The organism is Microbacterium sp. CH1 (genome assembly GCF_001595495.1).
GTDB lineage: Bacteria > Actinomycetota > Actinomycetes > Actinomycetales > Microbacteriaceae > Microbacterium.
In genome coordinates, this window is sequence record NZ_LOSO01000002.1 from 97286 (window position 1) to 120769 (window position 23484).

A 23484-nucleotide genomic window follows, 5' to 3' on the forward strand; every position below is an offset into this window, starting at 1 on the left:
TCTTGTTACGGTTAAGTAACTAACTTTCTTTCGGCGTCGAAGAATGTGACGGATCAGCCGACGAGTTCGGCGCGGAGGTCGGGATCCTCCTCGAACGCGTCGAACGGGTGCATCGGCCGCACGATGCGGTGGTGGCCGAGACGCTCGAGGTCCTGGTCCACCCCACCCGGAGTGAGCGCGAGGGTCCAACCGCGCATGGCCGCGTAGAGCTCGGGCTCCAGGTAGCCGATCTTCGTGACGACGATCTGAGCGGAGGCCGGATCCAGACCGATCGCAGTGAAGTCCGCGACGTCGTGGTAGGCCTTGCGGAATTCCGTGACGATCACGTGCAGACCGCCGACCCGGATGACGGCGATGCCCCCCGCGTCCGGATCCCCTTCGTGCAGGCTGTGCAGGAGACCCTCGACGCGCACGGGCCCGTGCGGCCCGTCGTCGACGCGCGCCCCGACCTCGACCGAGACTCGGTCTCCGACCCGGCGACCCCGCAGGATCCGGAGAGCGCCCTCGTCGAACACGGAAGCGCAGAGCGTGACAGGCGCGTCCTCGGCCGTGAGCTCCGGCTTCTGCAGGAGCTGGGCCAGCGTCCACGTGACGTCCCCCGTGCCGCCGGCCCCGGGGTTGTCCCCGGAGTCGCTGATGAAATACGGAGTGTCGGCCGCAGCGAGACCGGCGGCCACACCCTCATCGAGCGTGCCGGGAGGGCCGACGAAGGCGAAGTCGTCCCGGACGTCCCAGAACGCGCGCCCAAGCTCTTCGGCCGCCGCGGCGGTCACATCGTCGTCCGTGCCGGTCACGACCACCGTCGCGTGACAACGCGGCTCATCCGCCCAGGCGTACCCGATCCAGATGGCCGCATCGGTCACCCCGGGCCGCGCTTCGATCTCGGGGATGCGCGCGTACAGGCTCTTCGCGGGCTCGACGCGGGTGCTGGTCTTCTCGCCCGGCAGCAGGATCGGCACCTTCACCCAGGCCCGTCGCGGCGTCACTCCGCTCTCGAGAGCCTCGACCAGGTTGCGCAGCGCGCGATCGCGCGTCTCCCAGGTGTCCTCGTGCGGGGCGAGCCGGTAGCAGGTGATGAGGTCGACGTTCTCGATCAGGGTGCGGGAGACGTTGCCATGGAGGTCCATCGACGCCGAGACCACGACATCAGGGCCGATCACGTCGCGGATCGCGGTGATGAGATCGCCCTCCGCGTCGTCCATCCCGACGACGCTCATCGCGCCGTGGATGTCGAAGAACAGGCCGTCCAGACGCCCGCCGTCCGCCACCAGGGCCCGCAGGCCGTCGCAGATCCGCACCTTGATGCTCTCGTACACCTCCGGCAGCACGGCGCCGCCCGGGATCGACCGCGCGTAGTACACCGGGAGCCACTCCGCGCGATCGGTGAGCTCGCCGACCCGGAGGGCGTCGTAGCGGGTGACGAGCGCGTCACCCTCGACTCGGAGGAAGTCCCGCTCGCCCGCCCGGTGCGGCGAGAAGGTGCTGGACTCGATCGCCATGCCGGCGATGGCGATGCGCGGGAGCGGGACGGTCTCGATCATGCTCCGAGTCTAGAACGAGGATCGAAGCAAATTAGGCGACTTGGTGCGTAGGAACAGAAACTTATATCGATCCTCGAATTTATGTTGCGGCTTCTCGCAGCACCTCGTCGATGCGGGCCGGGTCGAGCATGCGCTCCAGCAGTTCCCATGCCACCCCGCGCGCCCCGGCGAGCGCGCCCGCACGGCTCACGCCGATCTCCAGCGCGTCGGTCGACATCGGCAAGCAGAGGGTGAACAGCGCTTGGCGCACTCCGGCCACGAAGGCGTCGGCCGTCGCGAGACGGCCCCCCAGCGCCAGGGCCTGCGGGTTGAAGAAGTTGATGATGGTGGCGAGGACCTCGCCTGTCCTGGCCCCGGCCTCGCGGAGCGCCGAGGTCGCCTTGGGGTGCGCATCCTGAGCGAGCGCGAGCACGTCGTCCAGTGTCTCGACCGGGACGCCGGCCTCCCGCAGCGCGTCGACGATCGCCGCGCCGCTGGCCACCACGTCGAGGCACCCGACGCGGCCGCACGAGCAGATGACGGGCGGCACGTTGTGCAGCGCGACGTGGCTGATGTCTCCGGCGACACCCCGGTAGCCGCGGTAGACGGCACCGTCGAGGATGATCCCGCAGCCGATGCCGCTGCCGGCCTTGACGAACACCAGCTGCTCGAGCTCGCCACCGCGTTCGATGTACTCCCCGACGGCCATCGCGTTCGCGTCATTGTCCACCAGGAACGGCAGCCCGGTGACCGAGCCGAGCACCGCTCCCACGTCCACCCCGTTCCACCCCGGCATCCGCATCGGAGACAGGAGCCGCGAGGTCTTCGCGTCGACGGGTCCTGGCAGGCTCATCGCGATCCCCTCGACACGCCGACCGCCGTTCTCCGCGACGAGCGCCTCGGCGTGCTCCCACACCTGGGTGACCACTCGCTCCACCCCGTCCAGCAGGGACACCTGCACGACCGTCGACGCCACGACCTCCGCCTGCCGGTCGAACAGCGCGACCGTGGCATGCTGCTCCCCCAGCTCGACTCCGACGACCACGGAACCCCCGGACGCCACGGCGAGCACACGCGGGCGCCGACCGCCGCGGGACTCGCCTTCGCCGTTCTCCTCGATGTAACCGCGTGCGATGAGCTCCTCGACGCGGAGCGCCACGGTGGACGGCGACAGGCCGGTCAGGCGCGCGAGGTCGGCACGCGAATGCGCGGCCCCGGTATGCACGAGCCGGAAGATCTCGCCCTCGGAATGTACGGTCTGTGTCGCCGGCGCCACGGGTCCTCGAATCACCTTGTTTCGTTGGTCAAACAAAGATAGCCCCAGAACGAGAGGGTGTCATCACTTCCGCCGCAACGTCGGATCCCCGGCGTAGGGTCATCGCATGAGCAGCGCAGAATCCATCCCGCATCCCGGCGTCGTCCCCTCCTACCTGCTCGCCCGCTTGGCGGAGTCGGGTCGTTTCCCGAAGGCCGCCGCCGCCGCCCGACAGACGCTCACCGCGGGGCGCCCGCCGTTCCGCGCCCGCATCGATCTCTCGATCGACGAGAACGGCGACCTCGTCGCGCAGCTCTCCGATGCGCCGAACCGCACGATCAGCGACGCCGGCAACACGCAGCAGCTTCCGGGGGCCGTGGTCCGCACGGAAGACGACGAGCCCGTCGCCGACGCCGCGGTCAACGAGGCCTTCGACGGCCTGGGCGCGACGTTCGAGATGCTCCTCTCCGCGTTCGGCCGCAACTCGCTCGACGACGCCGGCGCTCCTCTCGACGCGACCGTCCACTACGGCGTCGACTACGACAACGCGTTCTGGGACGGCGAGCGCATGGTGTTCGGCGACGGCGACGGCGAGGTGTTCCAGCACTTCACGAGCTCGCTCACCGTGATCGGACACGAGCTCGCCCACGGTGTCGTGCAGCACACGGCGAACCTGGAGTACCAGGGCCAGCCGGGCGCACTGAACGAGTCCGTGGCCGACGTGTTCGGCGCGCTCACCGAGCAGTACGCCCTGGGGCAGTCCGCCGACCAGGCGAGCTGGCTCATCGGGGCCGAGATCTTCACGGAAGCGGTGGAGGGCTCAGCGCTGCGCTCCATGATCGCGCCGGGCACGGCCTACGACGACGATGAGCTCGGGAAAGACCCGCAGCCCGACCACATGAGCGGATTCGTGCGCACCACCGAAGACAACGGCGGCGTGCACATCAACTCCGGCATCCCGAACCGCGCCTTCGCCCTCTTCGCCCTCGACCTCGGCGGCAACGCCTGGGAACGCGCCGGCACGGTCTGGTATCGGGCACTCACCGGCGGGCTGTCGAGCACCGCGACCTTCAGGGACTTCGCCGACGCCACGGTCGCCGCCGCAGCCTCCGTCGACCGAGAGGCGGTCGTCGCCGCTCGACGCGCCTGGACGACCGTGGGAGTCTATGAGAATGACCGAGGACCCGACTCCGCCTGACGCCCCCGTCGTCATCGCCGTCGTCCGCTCGGGAGGGCTCGCCGGCATCCGTCGCCAGTGGCATGTGGAGGCCGAGCCGCCGGAGGCCGAGGAATGGATCGGCCTCATCGACAGCTGCCCCTGGGACGACGACGTCGACGCCCCGCCCGGAGCCGATCGGTTCGTGTGGAGCATCCGCGCCCGCACGCCGTCCGAGCGCCGGGAGCGGGAGCTGCCCGATTCCGCGGTGGACGGTCCGTGGCGCACCCTCATCGACGCGGTGCGCGAGGCGGCGCGCTCGGAGTGAGCCGCGGTCGGAGATTCGCGCTCCCGTCGCACGGATCCGCCGGATCGCTGCGACCTCGGTGCGAAACCGCGACCCCGCGCCGCCCGGGGGTGACAATGGAGACATGGGACTCTTCCAGCAGCGACCGGAGGAACAAGAGAAGCAGTGGGGACTCCCCTCTGAACCTCTCGAGACCTCGGCCGCAGACACGCTCGACGCCGCGCCGACGGTCGACCCGCTGACCCTCGGCCTCGACACCCCGTCCTCCGTGAGCTCCATCGTGTTCCCGGTCGCCCCGCCTGCCCCCGAGGCCTGACCCCGCGCGGCGTCGCGGTTTCGCACTCCCGTCGCAGCTTCCGGGCAACTCCGTGCGACCGCGGCGCGAAAGGGCGTCCGCGGCCAGCGATACGGTGGACGGATGACCATCACCGCCGCCGCAGACGGCTCCGCCCTGGGCAACCCCGGCCCGAACGGCTGGGCCTGGTACATCGACGACGCGAACTGGGCGGCCGGCGGCTCCCCGCACGGCACGAACAACCAGGGCGAGCTCCGCGCCGTCCTCGAACTGCTCCGGGCGACGGCCGGCACCGACGAGAAGCTCCTGATCGAGTGCGACAGCCGCTACGTGATCGACTCGGTGACGAAGTGGATGCCCGGCTGGAAGCGCCGCGGGTGGCGGAAGTCCGACGGCGGGCCCGTGCTGAACCGCGACCTCCTCGAGGGGATCGATGAGGCCCTGCGCGGTCGGGACGTCGAGTTCTCCTGGGTCAAGGGTCACGCCGGGCACCCGTTGAACGAAGCCGCCGACGAGCGCGCGAACGCCGCCGCCAAGGCCTATCAGCAGAAGCAGGAGCCGCGTCGAGGCCCCGGGTTCACCCGCGCGACCGATGCCGGAGCCGCCGTCGCCGCGTCCGCTCCGGTCGCCGCTGCCGCTACCGAAGCCCCGGCATCCTCCGCAACGACAGCCTCGTCTCGCACCTCGACACCCGTCGCCGAGGCGGAGTTCGCCGCGCCGCTGTGGGCCGAGACCTCCGACCTGCTCGACGGACTCGACCTCGCGCAGGACGACCCCATCGTGCTCCAGCTGCCGCTGTCGCCCGACGAGCACGCGCGTCTGCGGGACCGCGCTGAGGCGCAGGGCATCACCCTCGAAGAAGCACTCCGCCGCCTGATCTGACGGAGACCGCGAGGCGTACACTCGCACCATGTCGACTCCCCGCACCATCGGCCGGATCTTCCTCGGCGCCGCGCTCGTGTTCGCCGGCATCTCCCATCTCACGTTCGCCCGCGAGGAGTTCCAGGCGCAGGTACCGGAATCGCTGCCGCTCGACCCGGACACCACGGTGCTCGCGTCCGGCGTCGCCGAGGTCGCGCTCGGCTCCGCTCTCCTCTTCGCCCGCCGCCGCCGCACGGTCGGCACCGTCGCCGCCCTCTTCTTCGCGGCGGTCTTCCCGGGCAACGTGGCGCAGTGGATGCATCATCGCGACGGCTTCGGCCTCGACACCGACATGAAGCGCTTCGTGCGTCTGTTCTTCCAGCCGGCGCTCATCGCGCTGGCCCTGTGGTCAACGCGCGCCCCGCGCCGCTGACCCACCCCGCGAGAACAGGCCTCCGCGCGAGAACAGGCCCCCCCACACCCACCCACGCCTGAACCCGCGCGACAGCCTGATGCGGCGTCCCCCCGGGTCGGCTCCGTAGACTCGGCGGATGGCGGAAAGGACGAGGCGACGGTGAGCAGGCGCACCGTCTTCGGCCTGCTCCGGCTCACCGCTGTCGCCGTCTGCCTCATCGCGCTGATCCACCGCCTCGCGTGGGGACTCGCGTCGAACACCATCGCGAGCCAGAACTTCTTCGCGTACCTGACGAACCAGTCGAACATCGCCTTCGTCGTCCTCCTCACCGTCGCCGGAGTCCTCGCGCTGCGGAGAGCCCAGGACCCGCGGTGGCTCACGGTAGCCCTCGCCCTCGTGCTCACCTGGACGATCACGGCGGGGCTCGTGTTCGCGATCCTCGTCTGGCAGGCCGGGGTCCGGGGGATCCGCATCGACGTGCCGTGGTCGGATCAGGTGCTGCACTTCTGGCTGCCCGCGGTGACCGTCGCGGCCTGGGCCCTGGCCCCGGGGCATCGGGCGGTGCCGTGGCGCGTGATCCCGGTGACCCTGGCCTACCCGGTGCTGTGGGGCGTCGTGACGCTCATCCGCGGACCGCTGATCGGCTGGTATCCGTACTACTTCCTCGACCCGCGGCAGGTGAGCGGTCCCGTCGAGTTCACCGTCTCCTGCGCGATCGCGCTGGCCGTCTTCGCCGCCGTGGCGACCGCGCTCGTGCTCATCAGTCGCCTGCCGGACCCGTGGGACCGCGCTCCTGCCGAGCCCCCTCCCGAGGACCGCGCCCCGACCGAGGCCGCGCGCGAGACGGTTCAGGCGTAGAGCGCCAGCGAGGCGAGCGCCGCCTCGACGGCCTCCGCATCCCCGAGCTCCGCGAAGTCCCGCGCCGCCGCCCCGCCCACGATGCCGACGAGTACGTTCTCGCCGGTCGAGGGGCGCAGGTTGATCCACGTGGGGATCGCGATGTCGTCGCCGACCGCGTGCCAGATCGCCTCGTCGCCGTCCCAGAACGGCTCGTCCCATCGCAGCCACACCGTCTCGATGGCACCCATGCCGAGCGCGGAGACGGCGCCGCGGTTGTCGAACGGCAGCGGCGGATCGAACTCGATGCCCTGCTCCTGCAGCACCCCGAGCGGCACCGTCAGCAGCACCCGGTCGAAGGAGAGGGCCTCCCCTGTGCCGAGGCGCACACTCACCCCGGTGTCGTCCCACGCGAGGCGCGTGACCGGCGAGCTCAGCCCCACCTCCACCCCGTCCAGGGCGCTCTCGATGAACGGGGTCAGGTCGTCGCCGACTCCTTGCAGCGCTGCGTCGGGGAGCGGCAGGGCGAACCAGCTCGACAGGTCGGCGGCGTCCGCGCCCGTCCGTGCCGCGAGGAGCGCGAGGAGCGCGGCGGTCGCGGGGTCATCCGGGTCGATGCCGGCCGCCACCAGGGCGTCCGCCACCGAGGAGTCCTGCGGGGCGGACTGCGCCGTGGTCACCGCGGCCTCCACGCGCTGCGGATCCACGGGGGCGACGTCGCCCTCCGCCGAGCGCCACCGCGCCCCGTCGAGGTCGACGAGGTCGCCGTCGCCCGCGTCGATCGTCTCGAGAAGCTCCGCGTCGGCGTCGCCGAACAGCCACGCGCCGAGCTGCACCGGAACCGGCCACTCCTCGTCTGCGCGGGAGAGGATCCGGCCGCCGACGCGGTCGCGCGCTTCGAACACCGTCACCTGCAGGCCGTCCTCCGCGAGTTGCGCGGCGGCGGTCGCTCCGGCGATCCCGGCGCCGATCACGGCCACCCGCTCGCCGTCCTCGGCGGCGACGGTGAGTTCCCGCGCGGCACGGCGGCCCGAGCGCAGGGCTCCCCGGACGGTACCCGGCGCCTCGTCGTCGGTCGCCTCGCCGGCGAAGAAGAGCCGGTCGTCGACGGGCTGCGCGAGTGCCGCACGGGTCGCGGCGAGCACCCCCACGGGAGTGAAGCTCGCGGCACCCCGGGCGAAGGGGTCGGTGGTCCAGGTGCTGCGGACGCTGCCGCTCGGGGCGGGGACACCGGGCGGCGGCTCCGGTTCGCGCGTGCGGGTGGGGGTCGGCGTCGGTTCCGGCTCCGGGGTGCAGGAGGCGAGAAGCACCGAGACGGCACCGGCTCCGGCGCCGAGGAGCAGGGTACGGCGCGTGATCCTCATCGTGCCGCCACTTTATCCCGCTTTCGCACAGGCACTCGCGCCGGAACAGGCGGCTCTCGATGAGAACCGCCTGTTCCGGCGCGAGTGCCTGGGTGTCAGACGGACAGCAGCTCCCGCTCCAGTCGCGCGAACGAAGCCTCCATGCCGTCGGCCATGCCGGTGGCGAGGATCATGTCCCGCGTCTCCTTGTCGGGGTACTCGATGAGCACCGTGACGAGGGTCGCGCCGTCCTCCTCGTAGAGGTTGAGGTCGTTGAGCGTCTCGGTCGGCATGCCCTGCATCCGCTCGGTGGTGACGGCGCGCTTCGGGGCGTCGATCAGCAGTGCCTCCCCCTCGAAGCCGAACGGCTCACCCTCCGTGTCACCCACGGGCGCCCAGGAGTTCCGGTACGACTGGCCGACCTCGGTCGCCGACACGCACTCGGTCATCTCCCACCCGTCCGGGCCGAGCATCCACTGCCGGATGAGGTCGGGCTCGAAGTGGGCGCGCCACACCAGCTCGCGCGGACCCTCGACGAGGCGGGTGATGCGCACGTGCGTGTCGTCGAGCAGCTCCACCCGCGTGCCCTTGCCCTGGGCGTAGTCGCGGAGGTCCTGCAGCACGGCGTCGAGCTGGGCCATGGCCATCCGGGTGCCCTCCACGGCGCCCATCGCGACGACCTGCTCGAGCGCCTCGGCGGACGTGAAGTGGCTCGTGTTGACCATGCGCGTGCCCTCGGCCGTCGGCTCGAACGTGAAGGTCATGCGCATGGAGGGGAGGTTGGCATCCGGCGTGCCCTCCTCGTCGGCGAACGAGTCGAGCACCGTGAAGCTGCGCGGCGCGTCGATCTCCAGGAACTCCCACGTGCCCGAGGCCTTCTCCCCGCGGGGACCGTTCATCGTGTAGACGGCTCGGCCGCCGACGGTGTGGTCCCACTGGGTGAAGGTGGCCGGCCAGCCGGGAGGACCCCAGAACCGCTCGAGCTGCTGCGGGTCGGTGTAGGCGGCCCAGACGCGCTCGACGGGCGCGGCGAGGTCGGCGACGACGGTCATGGTGACGTTCTCGGCATCCGTGATGATGTCCGTGACAGGCATGTCAGTCTCCTTGCGATTCGGTGCGTTGACTGCTGGTGGGGTCGGTGGAGGCCGGTCGCTTCCCCGCGGGCGGGGACGGCTCGGCCAGGAGATCGTCGAGCCGGGCGATGCGCGACCGCCACAGCTCTTCGTATCGGGCGAGGAGCGCCCTGGCGCGGGCGATCATCTCGGGGTTCGCGCGGACGAGCCGCTCGCGTCCCTCGGCGCGCTTGACGATGAGGTTCGCCGCCTCCAGCACGGCCACGTGCTTCTGGACCGCGGCGAACGACATCTCGTACTCGGAGGCGAGGGTCGAGACGGACTGCTCCCGCTCGATCGTCCGGCGCAGGATGTCCCGCCGGGTCGACGTCGCCAGTGCGTGGAACACACGGTCGACCTCCGCTTCGCTCAACTCCGTTTGTGCAACCATTTGGTTGTACGTTAGACCTGCGTCGGGAGTGTGTCAAGAACCTTCCTGTGGACGATTCCCGCTCGGCTACGGTGGGCGGATCCTCTTGCACCGACTCGAGAAGGCAGAGCATGAACACAGTGCGGCACCCCGGAAGGTCGTTCGTCGGCCTCCCCGGGACCTTCTTCGTGTTCCTGAGCACGATCGCCGTATCGAACCTCGGCGACGCCTTCCGGGTCATGTCGTTGAATCTCTGGTTCTACGAGGAGACGCCGGACAAGGAGCTCACCCGCGTCCTTCTCCTGTTGGCAGGAGTCGTCCCCGGGATGCTCTTCGCCCCGATCGCCGGTGCGATCGCCGATCGCTTCGACCTTCGGAAGACGTTCATCGCCACCATGCTCATCCGCGGCGCTCTCAGCGTGGCGCTCGCTGTCGTCGCATGGTCGGTTGCGCCAGGCGCGCTCGCCTATGTGCTCGTCTTCAGCGCAGCGACGGCGAGCGTCTTCTTCGCCTCGTCGGCGTTCGTCTTCGTGCCCCGCCTGGTTCGGCGCGGGATGATCCCCCGCGCGAACAGCATCATCCAGGCGGTGAGCTGGGCCCTCGCCTCCGTCGGTCCGGCGTTGGCGGCACTTGCCTTCGCCGCCTACGGCCCGTCGGTCGCCTTCCTCCTGGACGCTGTGTCTTTCCTCGTCTCGGCCGCGCTCCTGCAGGTCCTGATCCGCCCTGAGCCCACGAGCGGAGAGAAGACGCCTCTCCGCGTCAGCATCCGCACCGGCCTGGCGGAAGCCGCCGACTCGATCCGCGGCATTCCCGAAGCTGTCGGCATCCTGGCGCGCAACCGACTCGCGCTCGGCATGCTGGTCGCTTCCTACGGCGTGACGTTCACTGCGGGCGTCAACTCCTTCGGTCTCCTCTTCCTCCTCGACGACGAACTCGGCCTCCCCGTCGAGACCCTCGGAATCGTGCTGTCGTGGAACGGACTGATCGCGGTCGTCGCTGCTCTGCTGGTGGGGGTCTTCGTGAAGTGGGTGAAGGTCAAACCGTTGTTCCTTGTCTGCCTCGCCTTCTTCGTGGTCGCGCAGTTCGTGATGGGCATGGCACCCCACATCGGAGTCCTCCTCGTCGGCGTGGGTATCAGCGCGCTCGTCAACGCGCCCTACAACGTCGCCGTCACCTCGCTCTTCCAGACGAGCGTCGAGGACGAACACCTGGGGCGCATAGGCGGGCTCGACGAGATGGCCGAGAACGTCATCCAGATCCTCGTCTTCCTCTCCGCCGGCATCATCGTGGCGGTGGCCGGCCCCCGGCTCGCCCTCGTCGGCGCCGGCGTGGTCGCTCTCGTCCTGCTGTGCCTGGGTGTCACGCTCATGCGTGGCCTTCAACCCCGCGAGGATGTCGATGACCCCGAGGACTCAGACGACGCGGCACCGCAGCACGGGGATCCCGCAGGCGAGGAGCAGCCTCGCCCTGCGTCATGAGCTCGGATCTCTTCGCGGCACTCACGCCCCACGGCCTCCCGGCACCCACCCGGTCGCTCGCGCCCAGGCTTCCATCTCCCGCTGCGCCCGGTCGAACCAGTGGTCCTTCGCGCGCGCGTAGTCGTCGAAGTCGCGGTCGTCCCGGTGGGCGGAGGCCAGCGCGGTCTTGAGCACCGCGTACTCGTCGCGCGCCCCCGGGTCCGCCCGCAGCCAGTCCCGGAACAGGAGGGCGTACCGCGCGTTCGACGCCCCGACGCGTCGCACATGCACGATCGCCCGCGCGCCGGCGTCCACGCTCGCGAACAGGCGTTTCGACCACTCGCCCTGGTCGCCGCTCGTCCGCGCGTTGTCCCGGGAGACGCCCGGCGCGTCCGGCACGATGCGCTGCACGTTCACGAAGCCGGCGTCCCCGAGGCGCTGCTCCGCCGCATCCGCGTCCGCGAGGTCGCGCACCCCCACCTGAAGGTCGATGATCGGCTTGGCGCGCAGCCCGGGCACGGCCGTCGAGCCGATGTGATCGACGCGCACCGGGACGCCGTCGAACGCCGCGGCGACGCGGGCGCCGAGGCGAGCGGCATCCGCCGCCCAGTGCGGCGACCACGACTCGAGGATCGGCGGCGTGTCCGGAGGGAGTCGCCGAGCCCTCCGGCGCTCCTCGACCTCCGCCGCTCGGGCGAGGAAGCGGGACAGGCCGTCCTCGTCGCCCTCCGCGAGAACCGCGTCGCACCACGCGACGGCGGAGACTTCGCCGATCCCGAGCACGAGATGAGCCGTCGCGGAGGCGTGCGCCACGGTGGCCGCGTCGACAGGCCCGAGTCCCGTTACGACCGCGTCCGGCCGCGCCGCACGCAGACGGCGCACGACCACACCATGATCCTCCCCGACGACGATCACGGTGAGGGGCGAGAACACGTCAGCCCCCGGAGAGCTCGCGGAATCATCTGCAAGCGGGTGCACTGGTCGCCTCCTCGGGATTCGTCCCGCCGGAATCGGTCCTCCCGGAGCAGACGGTTCCCACAGCGTAGCCAGCCCGCCGAGCATTTCCATTCGCATGAATCCACACCGGTATTCCCGGCGTAGGCTGGAGGGAAGGACGGACCGTCCGAGAAGATCTCCCGGCACCGCGCCCGCCCGGGAAGGAGCCCGAAAGTGGCTCAGTACGACGTCTCGAACCGCTCGGCGATCGTGACAGGAGCGGGCAGCGGCATCGGCCGCGCGGTCGCCCTGCTGCTGGCGCAGAACGGCGCGGCGGTGGTGGTGAACGACCTGAACGCGGAGCACGCGAACGCGGTCGTCGAGGAGATCCGCGCCGCTGGCGGCACCGCGGAGGCGTCGGTCGGCGACGCGACGGACCCGGCCTGGATCGCCTCGTCGGTCGAGCTCGCCAACTCGCTCGCCCCGCTCCGCATCGGCGTCAACAACGCCGGCATCGGCGGCGCGACGGCACCCACCGCGGACTACGAGGAAGACGCGTGGGACAAGGTGATCGCCATCAACCTCAACGCCGTGTTCCGCAACATGAAGGCGCAGATCCCGTCGATCCTCGCCAACGGCGGCGGCTCGGTCGTGAACATCGCCTCGATCCTCGGCAGCGTCGGCTTCGCGGGCTCCCCCGCCTACGTCACCGCCAAGCACGGCGTCGTCGGCATGACGAAGACCGCCGCCCTCGAGTACTCGGCGCAGGGCGTCCGCGTGAACTCGGTCGGCCCCGGCTTCATCGACACCCCGCTCCTGGCGAACATGGGCGACGAGGCGAAGGACTTCCTCGTGTCCAAGCACCCGATCGGGCGCCTCGGCCAGGCAGAGGAGGTCGCGAACCTCGTGGTGTTCCTCGCGAGCGACGCCGCGAGCTTCATCACCGGTAGCTACCACCTGGTCGACGGCGGCTACACCGCCCTCTGACGAAGAAACGGCATCCGGCTGCCGGGAACCCGAATCCCGGCGGCCGGATGCCGCGGTCGGCGATCGAGAGCCCCCGCTCCGTTCTCGCCGTAGCCGTCACCGCCCGGGATCCGAGAGCCCTTGAAGAGGATCCCGAGGCGGTGAGGCAGGTCTGCACCCCTCCGTTATCAGGCGGACATCGCGTGCAATTCGCGCGATACCGCATCGAGCGCGAGCTCGGGGTCGGTGAGGTCGAGTCCGCCGGTCGAACCCGCGGCCTGCATGAGACGGGCCAGCAGCGGTCGCTGCAGGGTGACCGACGTCTCGACGACGAAGCGGATCGGGATGGACGCGTGGATCCACAGCGTCTCGGTGCGGTCGGCGCCGGTCTGCACCGTGAGCGCGAACGGCTCGTTGCGCCGCAGCTTGGTGACGGTGGCGGCGCGAAGGTGGGCGAGCAGCTCGTCGTCGATCTCGATCGGCTCGGCGAGGTTCGCGTAGGTGAGGGTTCCCATGTTCTTCTCCTCGTGGCAGAAAACCTGGACGAGGATAGTTTACTAGTTTAACTAGTTAAATCAAATCGATCAGGGAAGATCGCCGAGCTCGTCGGTCAGGCGGCGCAAGAAGCGGGAGATCACGGTCGCCTCTTCTGCGGTGAACTCACCCTCGACGGCGGCCACGCGCTGCGCCAGCTCGTCCCCCTGTCCGTGCAGATCGCGGAGCGACGGCCGAAGGACCTTGGACCGCGCATCCAGAGGGTGCGGCGCGACGACGATCTGCCCCCGCTCCGACATCCGCCGCACGACGCTCGTGACGGCGGCCGTGCTGATGCCGAGATAGGTGGCAAGGTCGCGGGGGGTGACGGGCTTCTCGACGGGCGCGGTGCTGATGAAGTGCATCGCCGCACGGTCGGTATCGTTGGGTTCGCGCCGGGCGGCGAGACGGCGGTTCAACTGCGCGTCGGCGCGACGGAAGTCGTCGACATCGCGAGCGAGCGCTGAGGTCGTGACGTCGGTACTCGTGTTTCCCATGCAGAGATCCTCCTTCCCCGCTCTCCATGGTACCTCGACAACCTGACAGTAAGGCTGTCTAGCGATATCGGGTGCGACCAGGGACTTCCGGAGGTGCGATGATGGAACCCTGCCCTCGAAAGGATGCCATGCCCGAGCCACTGAGCCTCGAGGAGGCGTCGTACATCCGCTACGCCGATCTGCTCGCACGCCTGGAGGAACTCTTCCCCTCCGTCTCGCGACGCCGGATCGAGCAGATCATCGCCGCCGAGACCGATGCGATCACGGGCGGGCTTCTGCGCATCGTCCCGGCCGAGGTCGAGACCGGCGCGATGGAGATGCTCGAGCGGGAGGCCGGTTCCAGCGACGAAGGAGAGGTCGCGTGACCGACAGCACCGGCGAGTTCCACGCCTCCGGGTACTGGTACCCCGACAGCGAGCGCGCCACCACGGTCGACGTGCTCAACATGCTGCGGCGCTACCGCAGTGCCGAGACGGCGATGCGCGCCCGGACGCGCGCGTCGATGGGCATGAACGAGACCGACCTCGTCGCCCTCCGGTTCCTGCTGCGCGAGCAGAAGGCCGGCCGCATCGTGCGGCCCATCGATCTGGCGCGCATGCTCGACATCTCGACCGCGTCGACGACGACGCTCATCGACCGGCTGGAGAAGGGTGGGCACGCCCGCCGCGAACCGCACCCGACCGACCGCCGCGCCGGCATCGTCGTGCCCACCGTGAGCAGCGACGACGAGGTGCGCGCGACACTCGGTGCCATGCACCGCCGGATGCTCTCCCTCGTGGACGACCTCACCGATGAGGAGCGCGTGGTCGTCATGCGGTTCCTCGTCGGGATGACCGCCGCGATCCAGGAGGCCGCGGAGGCGGACGCCGTGCACGGCGGCGCCGATCTCGTGGAGGAGCCGGCCTAGCCCGTTCCGCGTGTCCGCCCCGGGATCTACGCTCGGAGCATGAGCGAGCTCACCCAGCCCACCGGTCGCGAAGACGCCCTGCGGGCGGTCCCCCGCGACGACGGCTCTGCACCCCGCGCCCTCGTGCTCGGCGCCACCGGCTACATCGGCGGCCGCCTGACCCCTCGCCTGCTGAACGGCGGCTACCGGGTCCGGGTCCTCGCGCGGGACGCCGTCCGCGCCGCTTCCTTCGGCTGGGGCGAGGAGTGCGAGATCTTTGAGGGGTCCGCAGACGACGAGCACGCCGTGGCCTCGGCGATGGACGACGTCGACGTCGTGTACTACCTCATCCACTCCATGTCGGCCGGCAAGGGCTTCGAGGAGAGCGACGAGCGCGCGGCGACCATCGTCGCCACGGCGGCCGCCCGAGCCGGGGTGCGGCGGATCGTCTACCTCGGCGGCCTGCACCCGGACGACGTGAAGCTCTCCCCGCACCTGCGCTCCCGGGTCCACGTCGGCGAGATCTTCCTGGAGTCCGGGGTGCCCACCCTCGTCTTGCAGGCGGGCGTGGTGATCGGCTCCGGCTCGGCGTCCTTCGAGATGATCCGGCACCTCACCGACGTGCTGCCGTACATGCCGGCGCCGAAATGGGTGCGCAACCGCATCCAGCCCATCGCCGTGCGCGACGTGCTGCACTACCTGCTCGGGGCGGCACGGGTCGACGACCGGGTGAACCGCGCGGTCGACATCGGCGGACCGGATGTGCTGCGCTACGGCCAGATGATGAACGGGTACGCGGTAGAGGCCGGGCTGCGGCAGCGCGCCATCGCGGCCCTTCCGGTGCTGACCCCGGAGCTCGCCTCGCACTGGGTGAACCTCGTCACGCCGGTGCCGCGCTCCATCGCCCGGCCCCTCGTCGCCTCGCTGCAGAACGAGTGCATCATGAAGGACCACGCCGTCGACGCGCTCATCCCGCGCCCCGAGGGCGGGCTCACGCCGTATCGCCGGTCCGTGGCGCTGGCCCTCGGCCGGGTGGACGCGGACGCCGTGGAGACGAGCTGGCAGGACGCCGAGGTGAGCGGAGCCCCGAGCGACCCGCTGCCGAGCGACCCCGACTGGGCCGGACGCACCGTGTTCACAGACAAGCGCTCCGTCGCGACCCGCGCGTCCGTGGCGGAGCTGTGGCGCGTCATCCTCGGGATCGGCGGCGAGAACGGGTGGTACTCGTCACCGTTGCTCTGGGCGATCCGCGGGCTCATGGACCGCGTGGTCGGTGGCGTGGGCCTCCGCCGCGGACGCCGCAGTCGCACTGCCGCCCGGGTGGGCGACGCGATCGACTTCTGGCGGGTCGAGGCGGTCGAGCAGACCGAGGAGGGGCGTCTGCTGCGGCTCCGCGCCGAGATGAAGGTGCCGGGCGAGGCATGGCTCGAACTGCGTGCGGTTCCCGACGGCGAGGGGGCCCGCTACGAGCAGCGCGCCGTGTTCTTCCCCCGCGGACTCCTCGGCCGGCTGTACTGGCTCGCCGTGCTGCCGTTCCACGGGCTCATCTTCTCCGGCATGGCCGCGCGGATCACCGCGGCCGCCGAGACAGGCGACCACGCCGGTTCAGGCGTCCTGCGTGAGGACGTGCCTGACCCGGCGTGAGCGCCTGAGCTCTCGCCTCAGTCCTTGTCGGCAGGGGCATCCATCGCGGCATCGACGGCGGCGTCCACCTCGGCCGGCGGGAGGATGTCGATCGCCTCGGTCGCGGCCTCGTACACCTCGGCGAGGGTGTCGTCGACGGTGTCCTCGTCGATCCAGGCGAGGTCGTCCTCGGAGTGGTCGTACTCGACGGGCACGAGCGCGAAGTCGTCGCCGTACTCCTCGAGCCCCGCCATGACGCTGTGGCGGACGGCGGCGCGGGCATACCGATCACGGAGGATCAGGGGATCGCGCCGCAGATCCTTCATGAACGCGATCATCATGAACGCCATGATGATCGCGAACGGCAGCGCCGCGATGATCGTCGCGTTCTGCAGCGACTGCAGACCGCTCCCCTCGGCGCCGCTGACGAGCAGCACGGCCGCGATCACACCGACCAGCACACCCCAGACGACGGCGACCCAGCGCGACGGCTCCGGGCGGCCCTGCTGAGACAGCGTGCCCATGACGAGCGAGGCGGAGTCGGCGCCCGTGATGAAGAAGATCGCGATGAGGAGGATGAGCACGATGCTGGTGATGAGCGGGAACGGCAGGTTCTCCAGCACCCCGAACAGCACCTCCTCGGGCGGGTCGACGGTGAGTCCTGCGCCGTCCATCTGCTGCTGGATCGCCGTGGTGCCGAAGATCGCGAACCACACGAGCGAGATCGCGGACGGCACCACGATGACGACCGACACGAACTGACGGAGCGTGCGTCCGCGGGAGATCTTCGCGATGAACATGCCGACGAACGGCGACCAGGAGATCCACCACGCCCAGTAGAAGATCGTCCAGCTCGACAGGAAGGCCTGCGCGGCCTCCCCCTGGGATGCGGAGCGGCCGATCATGGTCGGCAGATCGCCGAGGAACTGCACGGCGACCGACGGGATCACGTTCAGGATCAGCAGCGTCGGGCCGACGAAGAACACGAAGAACGCGAGCAGGATCGCGACCACGGCGTTGATGTTCGACAGTGCCCGGATGCCCTTGGAGACACCGGACACGGCGGAGGCGATGAAGCACGCCGTGAGCACCGCGATGACCGCGATGAGGATGCCGTTGCCGAGCGGGCCGATGCCGCTGACGAGCTCGACGCCGTGGCCGATCTGCAGCGCCCCGAGACCGAGGGAGGCGGCCGTGCCGAACAGCGTCACGATGATGGAGAAGATGTCGATCGTGCGGCCGACCGGGCCCGTGGTGCGGTTCTCGCCGAGCAGGGGGGCGAAGATCGACGAGATCAGCGGCGTGCGGCCGCGGCGGTAGGCGCCGTACGCGATGGCCCCACCGACGAGCGCGTAGAACGCCCAAGCCTGCGGACCCCAGTGGTACAGCACCTGGGTCTGCGCGGTGTGCATGGCCTCGAGGGTGTTCGCCTCGACGGTGCCCGGCGGCGGGTTCTCGAAGAACGTCAGCGGCTCGGCGGCGCCCCAGAACACCAGGCCGATGCCCATGCCCGCCGCGAAGAGCATGGAGATCCACGAGAACATCGAGAACTCGGGCTCCTCGTCGTCGCGACCGAGCGGGATCCGCCCGTACTTGCTGAAGCCGACGAACAGCATGAACACGAGGATGATCGTGGCGATGGTCGTGAAGAAGAAGCCGAAGTACTCGACCACCCAGGCGAGGACCGTGCTCGTGGTGCCGGCGAGGTTGTCCCCCGCGAACACGCCCCACGCGATGAAGGCGAGGGCGAACGCGGCGGCGACGCCGAACACGAGCGGGTCGGTGCGGTAGGTGCGCCCCGTCTCCTCCACCGACACCCCGGGAACCAGCGCCGGGTGCACGCTGCGCGGCGGGACCGTCGTGATGTCGCGGACGATCTTGCGCGCCGTCTCGGAAGCCTTCGCGGCTTGGCGGTGCGTCCCGGTCACGACGGCGTCGGTGCGCGGACGGGTCGGGGATCCTGCGGAGCGTTCGGTGGGCTTCTCGTCAGGCGTGTCCATGAGAGACCATCTTTCCACCTGAGCGGGCTCAGGCGAACGCGGCAGATCAGGCACTCCCGCGCGGGAGCGCCTGATTCCGCGCGTTCGCCTGCTCTGGCGCGGCCGCCGGGCGGGGTTTGGGCGGGGTTCGGGCGGGGCCTGGCGGGCCTAGGGGGTCAGCGGGGGCGGCGACGACCCAGGAAGAGGGCGCCGAGGAGCGGGAGCACCGAGACCCACAGCAGAGTGATACCCAGCGGCGGGAGCGGACCGACGAGCAGCGCCCCGCCGACGAGCATCGCGGCGAACAGCACGCCGGAGGCGATCCGCCGTGCGATGCCCTCCAGCCGGTCGAGGCGGCGCTCCAGACGCGAGGTGTCGAAGGAGACGTTGCCGTCGTCGACGCGGGTGATGATGTCGTCGATGCGCTTCGGGAGCCGCCAGGTGGTGGCCGCGTTCGCCATCGCCTGCTGCGCCATGTCCTGCATGAGGGTGCCGGACTCGTCGCGGAGCAGCCGCGCGGCGTACGGCTCGGCCGCGTCCCACACGTTGAACGCGGGATCGAGGCCGCTGCACATGCCGGAGGTGAGGGACACGGCCCGGATGAGGAGCAGCATGTCCTCGGGGAGCTGCAGCGGAAGCCGCCGCACCATGTCGCCGAACTCCTCGGCGAAGTCGGTGAACTCCCGCGGGTCCACCCGGCTCAGCTCCGCGAACCCCATCCCGCCGAAGCGCGCGAAGAGGGCGGTCAGCGCCCGCTCCAGCTCGCCGGTGTCGGCCGTGGGGAGAAGCACGCCGATCTCCTTCGCGGCGCGGACGAGGCCGCGACTGTCCCGCGCGGTCACCGCGATGAGGAGGGTCCGCAGTCCCTGCCGGAGGTTGTCGGAGACCTCGGCCATCATGCCGAAGTCGATGAACGTCAGCCGGAAGCCGCCCGGGGTCCCTGAGCCCCCTTGGGTCCCTGAGCCCGTCGAAGGGACCGGCGTGACGAAGATGTTGCCGGGGTGCGGGTCGGCGTGCACGAACCGGTGCGTGAAGACCTGGTCGAACATGACCTCGGCGAAGGCGTCGGCGACCGCGGAGGGGTCGATGCCGGCCGCCCGGAGCGCCGCGGTGTCGTTGATCTTGATCGCCGTCGCATCGGACAGCGTGAGCACCCGGCGGGTCGTGCGCTCCCAGACGATCTCGGGGGCGGCGACCCGCGGGTCGTCGGCGAAGTTCTCGCGGAACCGCTCGGCGCTGCGGGCCTCGTGGAGGTAGTCGATCTCCTCCATGCTCGTGACGGCGAACTCCTCCACGAGGGCGGGGGCGTCCACGCGGTCGGCCACGATCCGGACCCGGGTGAGCCATCGCGCGACCCGGCGGAGGGCGGCGAGGTCGACGGCGACGATCTCGTCGATGCCCGGGCGCTGCACCTTGACCACGACCTCGTGGAGACCGGTGTCCTCCGCGTCGAGCGCCGACAGCCGGGCACGGTGCACCTGGCCGAGAGACGCGGCTGCGACGGGGGTGTCGTCGAACCAGGTGTACACCCGCTCGAGCGGCATGCCCAGCTCGGCCTCCGCGAGCGCCCGGATCTGCGGGGTGGGCACGGCGGGGACCTCGTCCTGCAGCCCCTCCAGCTCGGCCGTGATCTCGGGCGGGAGCAAATCGAGGCGCGAGGACATGAACTGCCCGACCTTGATCATGAGCCCGCCGAGTTCGACCGCAAGCGTATGGAACCGCCGCGCGAACCGCTGCATGCGGCGGGCGCGCGTGCGCTCCGCGACGGAAGACAGCCCGAACCGCGGAAGCACGAGCTCGAACCACCAGATCGCCACGAACTCACGGCTCGCGAACGACAGGATGCGGCGGTACCGGGCTCGGTGAGGACCCTGTGCCGCCGCTGCCGTCATCGCGTCATCCTTCCGCCGTTCCGCGCCGGACGCCGCACGACGCGGTCAGTCCTGGGCGAGGATCGTGTACAGCCTACGGCGGGCCTCGTCGAGCACCTCGATGGCCTGCTGCACCTGCTCCGGGGAGCCGCTGCGCCCGACCTGCGCGGCCGCGGCGGCGAGGTCGACCCCGGCCTTGGGCAGAGCGCTGTACCGGGCGTCGCGGCCGCGGTCCTTGTCGGAGGACGGCACCCACGGCGGGGTCTCGGTGCTCTCCGCGGCGACGGCCCGGCCGGCCTCGGTGAGGGCGTAGGTCTTGCGACCGTTCTGCTCCTCGGCCTCGATCAGCCCCTCGTCGGCGAGGAGCTGGAGCGTCGGGTAGACGGAGCCGGCGCTCGGCTTCCAGGTGCCGCCGCTGCGCTCGGCGATCTCGTTGATGATCTGGTAGCCGTGCATCGGTCGCTCGGTGAGGAGCGAGAGCACGGCGGCGCGCACGTCGCCGCGGGCCATGCGGGACCCGCCGGAGGGACGCGACTCGAACGACTTGCGGAGCTGGTCCATCGCCTCGAACAGCGCGCCGGCCGGGCCCTGCGCACCGCCGAAGAGGTTGCCGAGGCCGCCGACGAAGTCGCCGCCGTTGCTGCCGTTGCCGTTGCCGCCGAACGGGGTGGAGGGGAATGCGTTGTTCATGATGACCTCCCAGTCGTGAACGATAGTCAACGATATATCGTTAACGCTGAATGCGGGGTGGGAACGCCGGCGCACCCGCCCGGTCGTCGCCTTCCGGCGCGAGCCTGGCGCGCTCCACAGGAAGGGATGGTTGGCTGGAACCTCCGGCGGGGGAGATTCGGGCCGGTCACGATCACAGGGGGATGACGTCCATGAGCAGTACGACCGGGGACGGCGCGGCCGAGGGCCGCGTGCGGGTGAGCGTCGTGGTGCCGGTTTTCCGGCCGAAGGCGTCGTTCGACGACCTCATCGCCTCGCTCGACGCGCAGACGCTGCCGGCGGGGTCCTTCGAGGTCCTGCTCTGCGACGACGGCTCCGGAGAGGAGACGGCCGCGCGGCTCGAGAGCATCGCGAAGGGCCGTCCGCACGTGCGCGTGCTGTCGCTGCCGCACTCCGGGTGGCCGGGCACTCCGCGCAACCGGGGTGTCGAAGAGGCCAGAGGGACGTACGTGCAGTTCGTCGATCAGGACGACCGCCTCTACCCGCGAGCGCTGGAGCGGCTGTGCGACTACGCGGACGAGAACGGCTCCGATGTCGTGGTCGGCAAGGAGGTGGGCGTCGGACGGAAGCTGCCCGCCAAGATCTTCCAGCGCGACATCCCGCGCGCGGTGCTCGGGGAAGACCCGATCCTGGAGATGCTGACACCGCACAAGATGTTCCGGACCGCCTTCCTGCGGGAGAACGGCATCCGCTTCCCTGACGGGAAGGTGCGACTCGAGGACCATCTCTTCGTGATGCAGGCGTACTTCGCCGCCGACACGATCTCGGTGCTCGCGAGCGAGCCCTGCTACGCGTGGGTGAAGGAGCCGGGGAGCGCGAGCTCGGCCCGCATCGAGCCGGAGTCGTACTTCCCGCATCTGGAGACCGTGCTCGACGTGGTCGAGGCGAACACCGAACCGGGGAAGGTGCGGGATCGGCTGCTGCGGCACTGGTTCCGCGGCAAGATCCTCAACAGGATCGCCGGGCGCCGGATGGTGAAGTATCCGGCGGAGTACCGCGACCGTCTGCTGGATGTGGTGGTGCCGCTCGCGCAGCGTCGCTTCGGACCCGGCGTGGACGCGGGGCTGTCGTTCCCGCAGCGCATCCGGGCCGCTCTGCTGCGCGCCGATCGCCGCGACGATCTGCTCGCCTTCGCCGCGTTCGAGGCCGAGACGACCTGTACCGCCGCCGTGACCGCGGCGCGCTGGTCGCGGGGAGGGCTCCAGCTGACCGTGCGCGTCCGCGTGCGTCGGAACGGCGAAGAGGCGTTCGTGTTCGAGACGGTCGGCTCGGCGGATCATCTGCTGTCCCTGCCGCTGTCGGCGACCGAGGACCTCCCGCCAGGACTGCTGAACGCCCGCAAGGAACGCCGCGCCGACCGCGTCGACATCGTCGCGCAGGACACGCCGGCGCCGGGGCAGCCCGCGGAGTCCACCGCGGGTTCGGAGCGCAAGGTCGGCGGGCGCCGCCCGAAGCGCCTCGACGCGGTGCCCATCGCCGTGGACCCCATGAAGGTGTTCCGCGAGGACGGTGGGCGCGACGCCGATCTGTCGGTCGCGGTCCGCCTGGCCGGCTGGGTGTTCACGGCGCCGCTGACGGCCGCCCCGGACGTGGTCGCACACCTCGGCCGCTCGCCCCTTCTCGCGGGCCGGCGGGTCGAACTCGTGCGGAACGACGACGGCAGCCTGCGCCTGCACCGGCAATGGCCCGGAGGCGCCTGGCGTGACGCCCTGGCACGCACCGCGCGACGCGTGCGCTCCCGCCTCCGCCGCTGATGCCGTCGATTGCCATATCGAACGATTAACGATAGATTCTCGTTGTTCTTCGATAGCTCTCGGAGGTGTCCCCATGACGAAGGCGACGATCACAGCACTGCGTATCCTTCTCACTGTCGCCCTCGCCGGGTCGGTGGCGGTGCAAGCGCTGATCCTGCCTCTGCTGTGGCTCGACCTCGCTGACGAGCAGCTCTGGGGACGGATCACCGTCGTGGTGCTGCTCGGGGCCGGCATCGTCACACTGCAGGTGGTGGGCGTGTGCGTCTGGCTCCTCCTCACGAGCGTCCGGCGCGGAGCGATCTTCACGGCATCCTCGTTCGGACCCATCAATGTCATCATCGGGGCGATCCTCGCGGCTGCCGTGCTCACCTGGGCTCTGGCTGCGGTCTTCGCCGCCGGCACCGTCGCTCCCGGGGTGGTCGCTCTGGTCGGCGGCGCGGGCGTGGTCATCGCGGGGGCGGCGCTGCTCGTCGTGGTGATGAAGACCCTGCTCCGCCAGGCGATCGAGCGCGACGCCGAGGCACGAGCATTGCAGACCGAACTCGATGATGAGGTGATCTGATGGCTGTCGTCGTCGACATCGATGTGATGATGGCCCGCCGCAAGATCGGCGTCGGCGAGCTGGCCGAACGCATCGGCATCACCCCGACCAACCTCGCAGTGCTCAAGAACGGGCGCGCGAAGGCCGTGCGCTTCACGACGCTCGACGCCCTGTGCGCGGCGCTGGACTGCCAGCCCGGTGACCTCCTGCGCTGGGTACCGGACGAAGGCTGACCACACC

At 70.5% G+C, this 23484-nt stretch carries 25 protein-coding genes; 14 read left to right on the forward strand and 11 right to left on the reverse strand.

Features of this window, described 5'->3' with window-relative positions:
- Window positions 1–53: 53 nt before the first annotated feature.
- Together AUV07_RS01335 and AUV07_RS01340 are read right to left on the reverse strand one after the other, a co-directional pair.
- On the reverse strand, window positions 54–1541 hold the full coding sequence (locus tag AUV07_RS01335; protein ID WP_062633204.1) for a M81 family metallopeptidase: 1488 nt from the start codon (window positions 1539–1541) through the stop codon (window positions 54–56).
- A 79-nt stretch (window positions 1542–1620) separates the two neighbouring features.
- On the reverse strand, window positions 1621–2796 hold the full coding sequence (locus tag AUV07_RS01340) for an ROK family transcriptional regulator (RefSeq protein WP_157523841.1): 1176 nt from the start codon (window positions 2794–2796) through the stop codon (window positions 1621–1623).
- A 106-nt stretch (window positions 2797–2902) separates the two neighbouring features.
- Here AUV07_RS01340 and AUV07_RS01345 point away from each other — a divergent pair, with 106 nt between their 5' ends.
- The 6 genes from AUV07_RS01345 to AUV07_RS01370 all read left to right on the forward strand — a co-directional run bounded on the left by AUV07_RS01345 (window position 2903) and on the right by AUV07_RS01370 (window position 6667).
- Entirely contained in the window at window positions 2903–3973 is a 1071-nt protein-coding gene (locus tag AUV07_RS01345) for a M4 family metallopeptidase (protein WP_062633208.1), read from the forward strand.
- Window positions 3948–4259, forward strand: coding sequence for a protealysin inhibitor emfourin (locus AUV07_RS01350; RefSeq protein ID WP_062633211.1), 312 nt, complete (start codon window positions 3948–3950; stop codon window positions 4257–4259). Before AUV07_RS01345 ends, AUV07_RS01350 begins: the two co-directional genes overlap by 26 nt.
- Before the next feature lie 103 nt (window positions 4260–4362).
- Window positions 4363–4554 (forward strand): hypothetical protein, encoded by a 192-nt coding sequence (locus tag AUV07_RS01355; RefSeq protein ID WP_062633213.1) that lies wholly within the window; start codon window positions 4363–4365, stop codon window positions 4552–4554.
- 102 nt (window positions 4555–4656) lie between these two features.
- On the forward strand, window positions 4657–5415 hold the full coding sequence (locus AUV07_RS01360) for a ribonuclease H family protein (protein ID WP_062633215.1): 759 nt from the start codon (window positions 4657–4659) through the stop codon (window positions 5413–5415).
- A gap of 28 nt (window positions 5416–5443) precedes the next feature.
- Window positions 5444–5827 (forward strand): DoxX family protein, encoded by a 384-nt coding sequence (locus AUV07_RS01365; protein WP_062633217.1) that lies wholly within the window; start codon window positions 5444–5446, stop codon window positions 5825–5827.
- Between the two features lie 141 nt (window positions 5828–5968).
- Window positions 5969–6667: a Pr6Pr family membrane protein gene (locus tag AUV07_RS01370; RefSeq protein ID WP_062633219.1), complete on the forward strand. Its 699-nt coding sequence runs from the start codon at window positions 5969–5971 to the stop codon at window positions 6665–6667.
- Here the strand turns inward: AUV07_RS01370 and AUV07_RS01375 are convergent.
- From AUV07_RS01375 to AUV07_RS01385, 3 genes are all read right to left on the reverse strand, one after another.
- On the reverse strand, window positions 6658–8010 hold the full coding sequence (locus AUV07_RS01375; protein WP_062633221.1) for a flavin monoamine oxidase family protein: 1353 nt from the start codon (window positions 8008–8010) through the stop codon (window positions 6658–6660). The two genes, AUV07_RS01370 and AUV07_RS01375, sit on opposite strands and share 10 nt — an antisense overlap.
- Before the next feature lie 95 nt (window positions 8011–8105).
- The gene (locus tag AUV07_RS01380) at window positions 8106–9083 is read right to left on the reverse strand and encodes an SRPBCC family protein (RefSeq protein ID WP_062633223.1); all 978 of its coding nucleotides are present in this window, start codon (window positions 9081–9083) and stop codon (window positions 8106–8108) included.
- A 1-nt stretch (window position 9084) separates the two neighbouring features.
- Window positions 9085–9492, reverse strand: coding sequence for an ArsR/SmtB family transcription factor (locus AUV07_RS01385; RefSeq protein ID WP_062633225.1), 408 nt, complete (start codon window positions 9490–9492; stop codon window positions 9085–9087).
- 110 nt (window positions 9493–9602) lie between these two features.
- Here AUV07_RS01385 and AUV07_RS01390 point away from each other — a divergent pair, with 110 nt between their 5' ends.
- Complete coding sequence (locus tag AUV07_RS01390; RefSeq protein ID WP_082802809.1) at window positions 9603–10949, forward strand: MFS transporter; 1347 nt, start codon at window positions 9603–9605, stop codon at window positions 10947–10949.
- 21 nt (window positions 10950–10970) lie between these two features.
- Here the strand turns inward: AUV07_RS01390 and AUV07_RS01395 are convergent, their stop codons facing one another.
- Window positions 10971–11906, reverse strand: a complete 936-nt coding sequence (locus AUV07_RS01395; RefSeq protein ID WP_157523843.1) for a GrpB family protein — start codon at window positions 11904–11906, stop codon at window positions 10971–10973.
- Between the two features lie 192 nt (window positions 11907–12098).
- On the opposite strand from AUV07_RS01395, the gene AUV07_RS01400 reads away from it, so the two are divergent.
- Complete coding sequence (locus AUV07_RS01400) at window positions 12099–12851, forward strand: SDR family NAD(P)-dependent oxidoreductase (RefSeq protein ID WP_062633228.1); 753 nt, start codon at window positions 12099–12101, stop codon at window positions 12849–12851.
- Between the two features lie 167 nt (window positions 12852–13018).
- Here AUV07_RS01400 and AUV07_RS01405 read toward each other — a convergent pair whose 3' ends face one another.
- Entirely contained in the window at window positions 13019–13345 is a 327-nt protein-coding gene (locus AUV07_RS01405; RefSeq protein ID WP_060921944.1) for a DUF7882 family protein, read from the reverse strand.
- Between the two features lie 69 nt (window positions 13346–13414).
- A complete protein-coding gene (locus AUV07_RS01410) occupies window positions 13415–13861 on the reverse strand; it encodes a MarR family winged helix-turn-helix transcriptional regulator (RefSeq protein ID WP_062633229.1) in 447 nt (148 codons plus the stop codon).
- Window positions 13862–13989: 128 nt separating this feature from the next.
- Between AUV07_RS01410 and AUV07_RS01415 the strand changes: the two genes are divergently transcribed.
- Genes AUV07_RS01415 through AUV07_RS01425 form a run of 3 tightly spaced genes read left to right on the forward strand, consistent with a single transcriptional unit; the run spans window position 13990 to window position 16391 of the window.
- Entirely contained in the window at window positions 13990–14226 is a 237-nt protein-coding gene (locus AUV07_RS01415; protein WP_025104060.1) for a hypothetical protein, read from the forward strand.
- Complete coding sequence (locus AUV07_RS01420) at window positions 14223–14768, forward strand: MarR family winged helix-turn-helix transcriptional regulator (RefSeq protein ID WP_025104061.1); 546 nt, start codon at window positions 14223–14225, stop codon at window positions 14766–14768. The genes AUV07_RS01415 and AUV07_RS01420 overlap by 4 nt, the downstream gene beginning before the upstream one ends.
- 39 nt (window positions 14769–14807) lie before the next feature.
- A complete protein-coding gene (locus AUV07_RS01425; RefSeq protein ID WP_062633230.1) occupies window positions 14808–16391 on the forward strand; it encodes an SDR family oxidoreductase in 1584 nt (527 codons plus the stop codon).
- A 17-nt stretch (window positions 16392–16408) separates the two neighbouring features.
- Here the strand turns inward: AUV07_RS01425 and AUV07_RS01430 are convergent, their stop codons facing one another.
- The 3 genes from AUV07_RS01430 to AUV07_RS01440 all read right to left on the reverse strand — a co-directional run bounded on the left by AUV07_RS01430 (window position 16409) and on the right by AUV07_RS01440 (window position 20910).
- A complete protein-coding gene (locus AUV07_RS01430) occupies window positions 16409–18370 on the reverse strand; it encodes a BCCT family transporter (protein ID WP_062633231.1) in 1962 nt (653 codons plus the stop codon).
- A gap of 155 nt (window positions 18371–18525) precedes the next feature.
- A complete protein-coding gene (locus AUV07_RS01435) occupies window positions 18526–20241 on the reverse strand; it encodes an ABC1 kinase family protein (protein WP_062633232.1) in 1716 nt (571 codons plus the stop codon).
- Between the two features lie 45 nt (window positions 20242–20286).
- Window positions 20287–20910 (reverse strand): PadR family transcriptional regulator, encoded by a 624-nt coding sequence (locus AUV07_RS01440; RefSeq protein ID WP_062633378.1) that lies wholly within the window; start codon window positions 20908–20910, stop codon window positions 20287–20289.
- 191 nt (window positions 20911–21101) lie between these two features.
- Between AUV07_RS01440 and AUV07_RS01445 the strand changes: the two genes are divergently transcribed.
- The 3 genes from AUV07_RS01445 (at window position 21102) to AUV07_RS01455 (ending at window position 23477) form a co-directional block, all read left to right on the forward strand.
- Window positions 21102–22703, forward strand: coding sequence for a glycosyltransferase family 2 protein (locus AUV07_RS01445; RefSeq protein WP_197462091.1), 1602 nt, complete (start codon window positions 21102–21104; stop codon window positions 22701–22703).
- Window positions 22704–22776: 73 nt separating this feature from the next.
- Window positions 22777–23265, forward strand: coding sequence for a DUF2975 domain-containing protein (locus AUV07_RS01450; RefSeq protein ID WP_062633236.1), 489 nt, complete (start codon window positions 22777–22779; stop codon window positions 23263–23265).
- The gene (locus AUV07_RS01455; protein WP_062633238.1) at window positions 23265–23477 is read left to right on the forward strand and encodes a helix-turn-helix domain-containing protein; all 213 of its coding nucleotides are present in this window, start codon (window positions 23265–23267) and stop codon (window positions 23475–23477) included. Before AUV07_RS01450 ends, AUV07_RS01455 begins: the two co-directional genes overlap by 1 nt.
- Window positions 23478–23484: the final 7 nt, after the last annotated feature.

Bases quoted from the DNA above. Each gene is read 5' to 3' on its own strand.
- AUV07_RS01335 (WP_062633204.1), bottom strand. From the start codon at position 1,541: ATGATCGAGACCGTCCCGCTCCCGCGCATCGCCATCGCCGGCATGGCG.
- AUV07_RS01345 (WP_062633208.1), top strand. From the start codon at position 2,903: ATGAGCAGCGCAGAATCCATCCCGCATCCCGGCGTCGTCCCCTCCTAC.
- AUV07_RS01350 (WP_062633211.1), top strand. From the start codon at position 3,948: ATGACCGAGGACCCGACTCCGCCTGACGCCCCCGTCGTCATCGCCGTC.
- AUV07_RS01355 (WP_062633213.1), top strand. From the start codon at position 4,363: ATGGGACTCTTCCAGCAGCGACCGGAGGAACAAGAGAAGCAGTGGGGA.
- AUV07_RS01360 (WP_062633215.1), top strand. From the start codon at position 4,657: ATGACCATCACCGCCGCCGCAGACGGCTCCGCCCTGGGCAACCCCGGC.
- AUV07_RS01365 (WP_062633217.1), top strand. From the start codon at position 5,444: ATGTCGACTCCCCGCACCATCGGCCGGATCTTCCTCGGCGCCGCGCTC.
- AUV07_RS01375 (WP_062633221.1), bottom strand. From the start codon at position 8,010: ATGAGGATCACGCGCCGTACCCTGCTCCTCGGCGCCGGAGCCGGTGCC.
- AUV07_RS01380 (WP_062633223.1), bottom strand. From the start codon at position 9,083: ATGCCTGTCACGGACATCATCACGGATGCCGAGAACGTCACCATGACC.
- AUV07_RS01385 (WP_062633225.1), bottom strand. From the start codon at position 9,492: ATGGTTGCACAAACGGAGTTGAGCGAAGCGGAGGTCGACCGTGTGTTC.
- AUV07_RS01390 (WP_082802809.1), top strand. From the start codon at position 9,603: ATGAACACAGTGCGGCACCCCGGAAGGTCGTTCGTCGGCCTCCCCGGG.
- AUV07_RS01405 (WP_060921944.1), bottom strand. From the start codon at position 13,345: ATGGGAACCCTCACCTACGCGAACCTCGCCGAGCCGATCGAGATCGAC.
- AUV07_RS01410 (WP_062633229.1), bottom strand. From the start codon at position 13,861: ATGGGAAACACGAGTACCGACGTCACGACCTCAGCGCTCGCTCGCGAT.
- AUV07_RS01415 (WP_025104060.1), top strand. From the start codon at position 13,990: ATGCCCGAGCCACTGAGCCTCGAGGAGGCGTCGTACATCCGCTACGCC.
- AUV07_RS01425 (WP_062633230.1), top strand. From the start codon at position 14,808: ATGAGCGAGCTCACCCAGCCCACCGGTCGCGAAGACGCCCTGCGGGCG.
- AUV07_RS01430 (WP_062633231.1), bottom strand. From the start codon at position 18,370: ATGGACACGCCTGACGAGAAGCCCACCGAACGCTCCGCAGGATCCCCG.
- AUV07_RS01435 (WP_062633232.1), bottom strand. From the start codon at position 20,241: ATGACGGCAGCGGCGGCACAGGGTCCTCACCGAGCCCGGTACCGCCGC.
- AUV07_RS01440 (WP_062633378.1), bottom strand. From the start codon at position 20,910: ATGAACAACGCATTCCCCTCCACCCCGTTCGGCGGCAACGGCAACGGC.
- AUV07_RS01445 (WP_197462091.1), top strand. From the start codon at position 21,102: ATGAGCAGTACGACCGGGGACGGCGCGGCCGAGGGCCGCGTGCGGGTG.
- AUV07_RS01450 (WP_062633236.1), top strand. From the start codon at position 22,777: ATGACGAAGGCGACGATCACAGCACTGCGTATCCTTCTCACTGTCGCC.
- AUV07_RS01455 (WP_062633238.1), top strand. From the start codon at position 23,265: ATGGCTGTCGTCGTCGACATCGATGTGATGATGGCCCGCCGCAAGATC.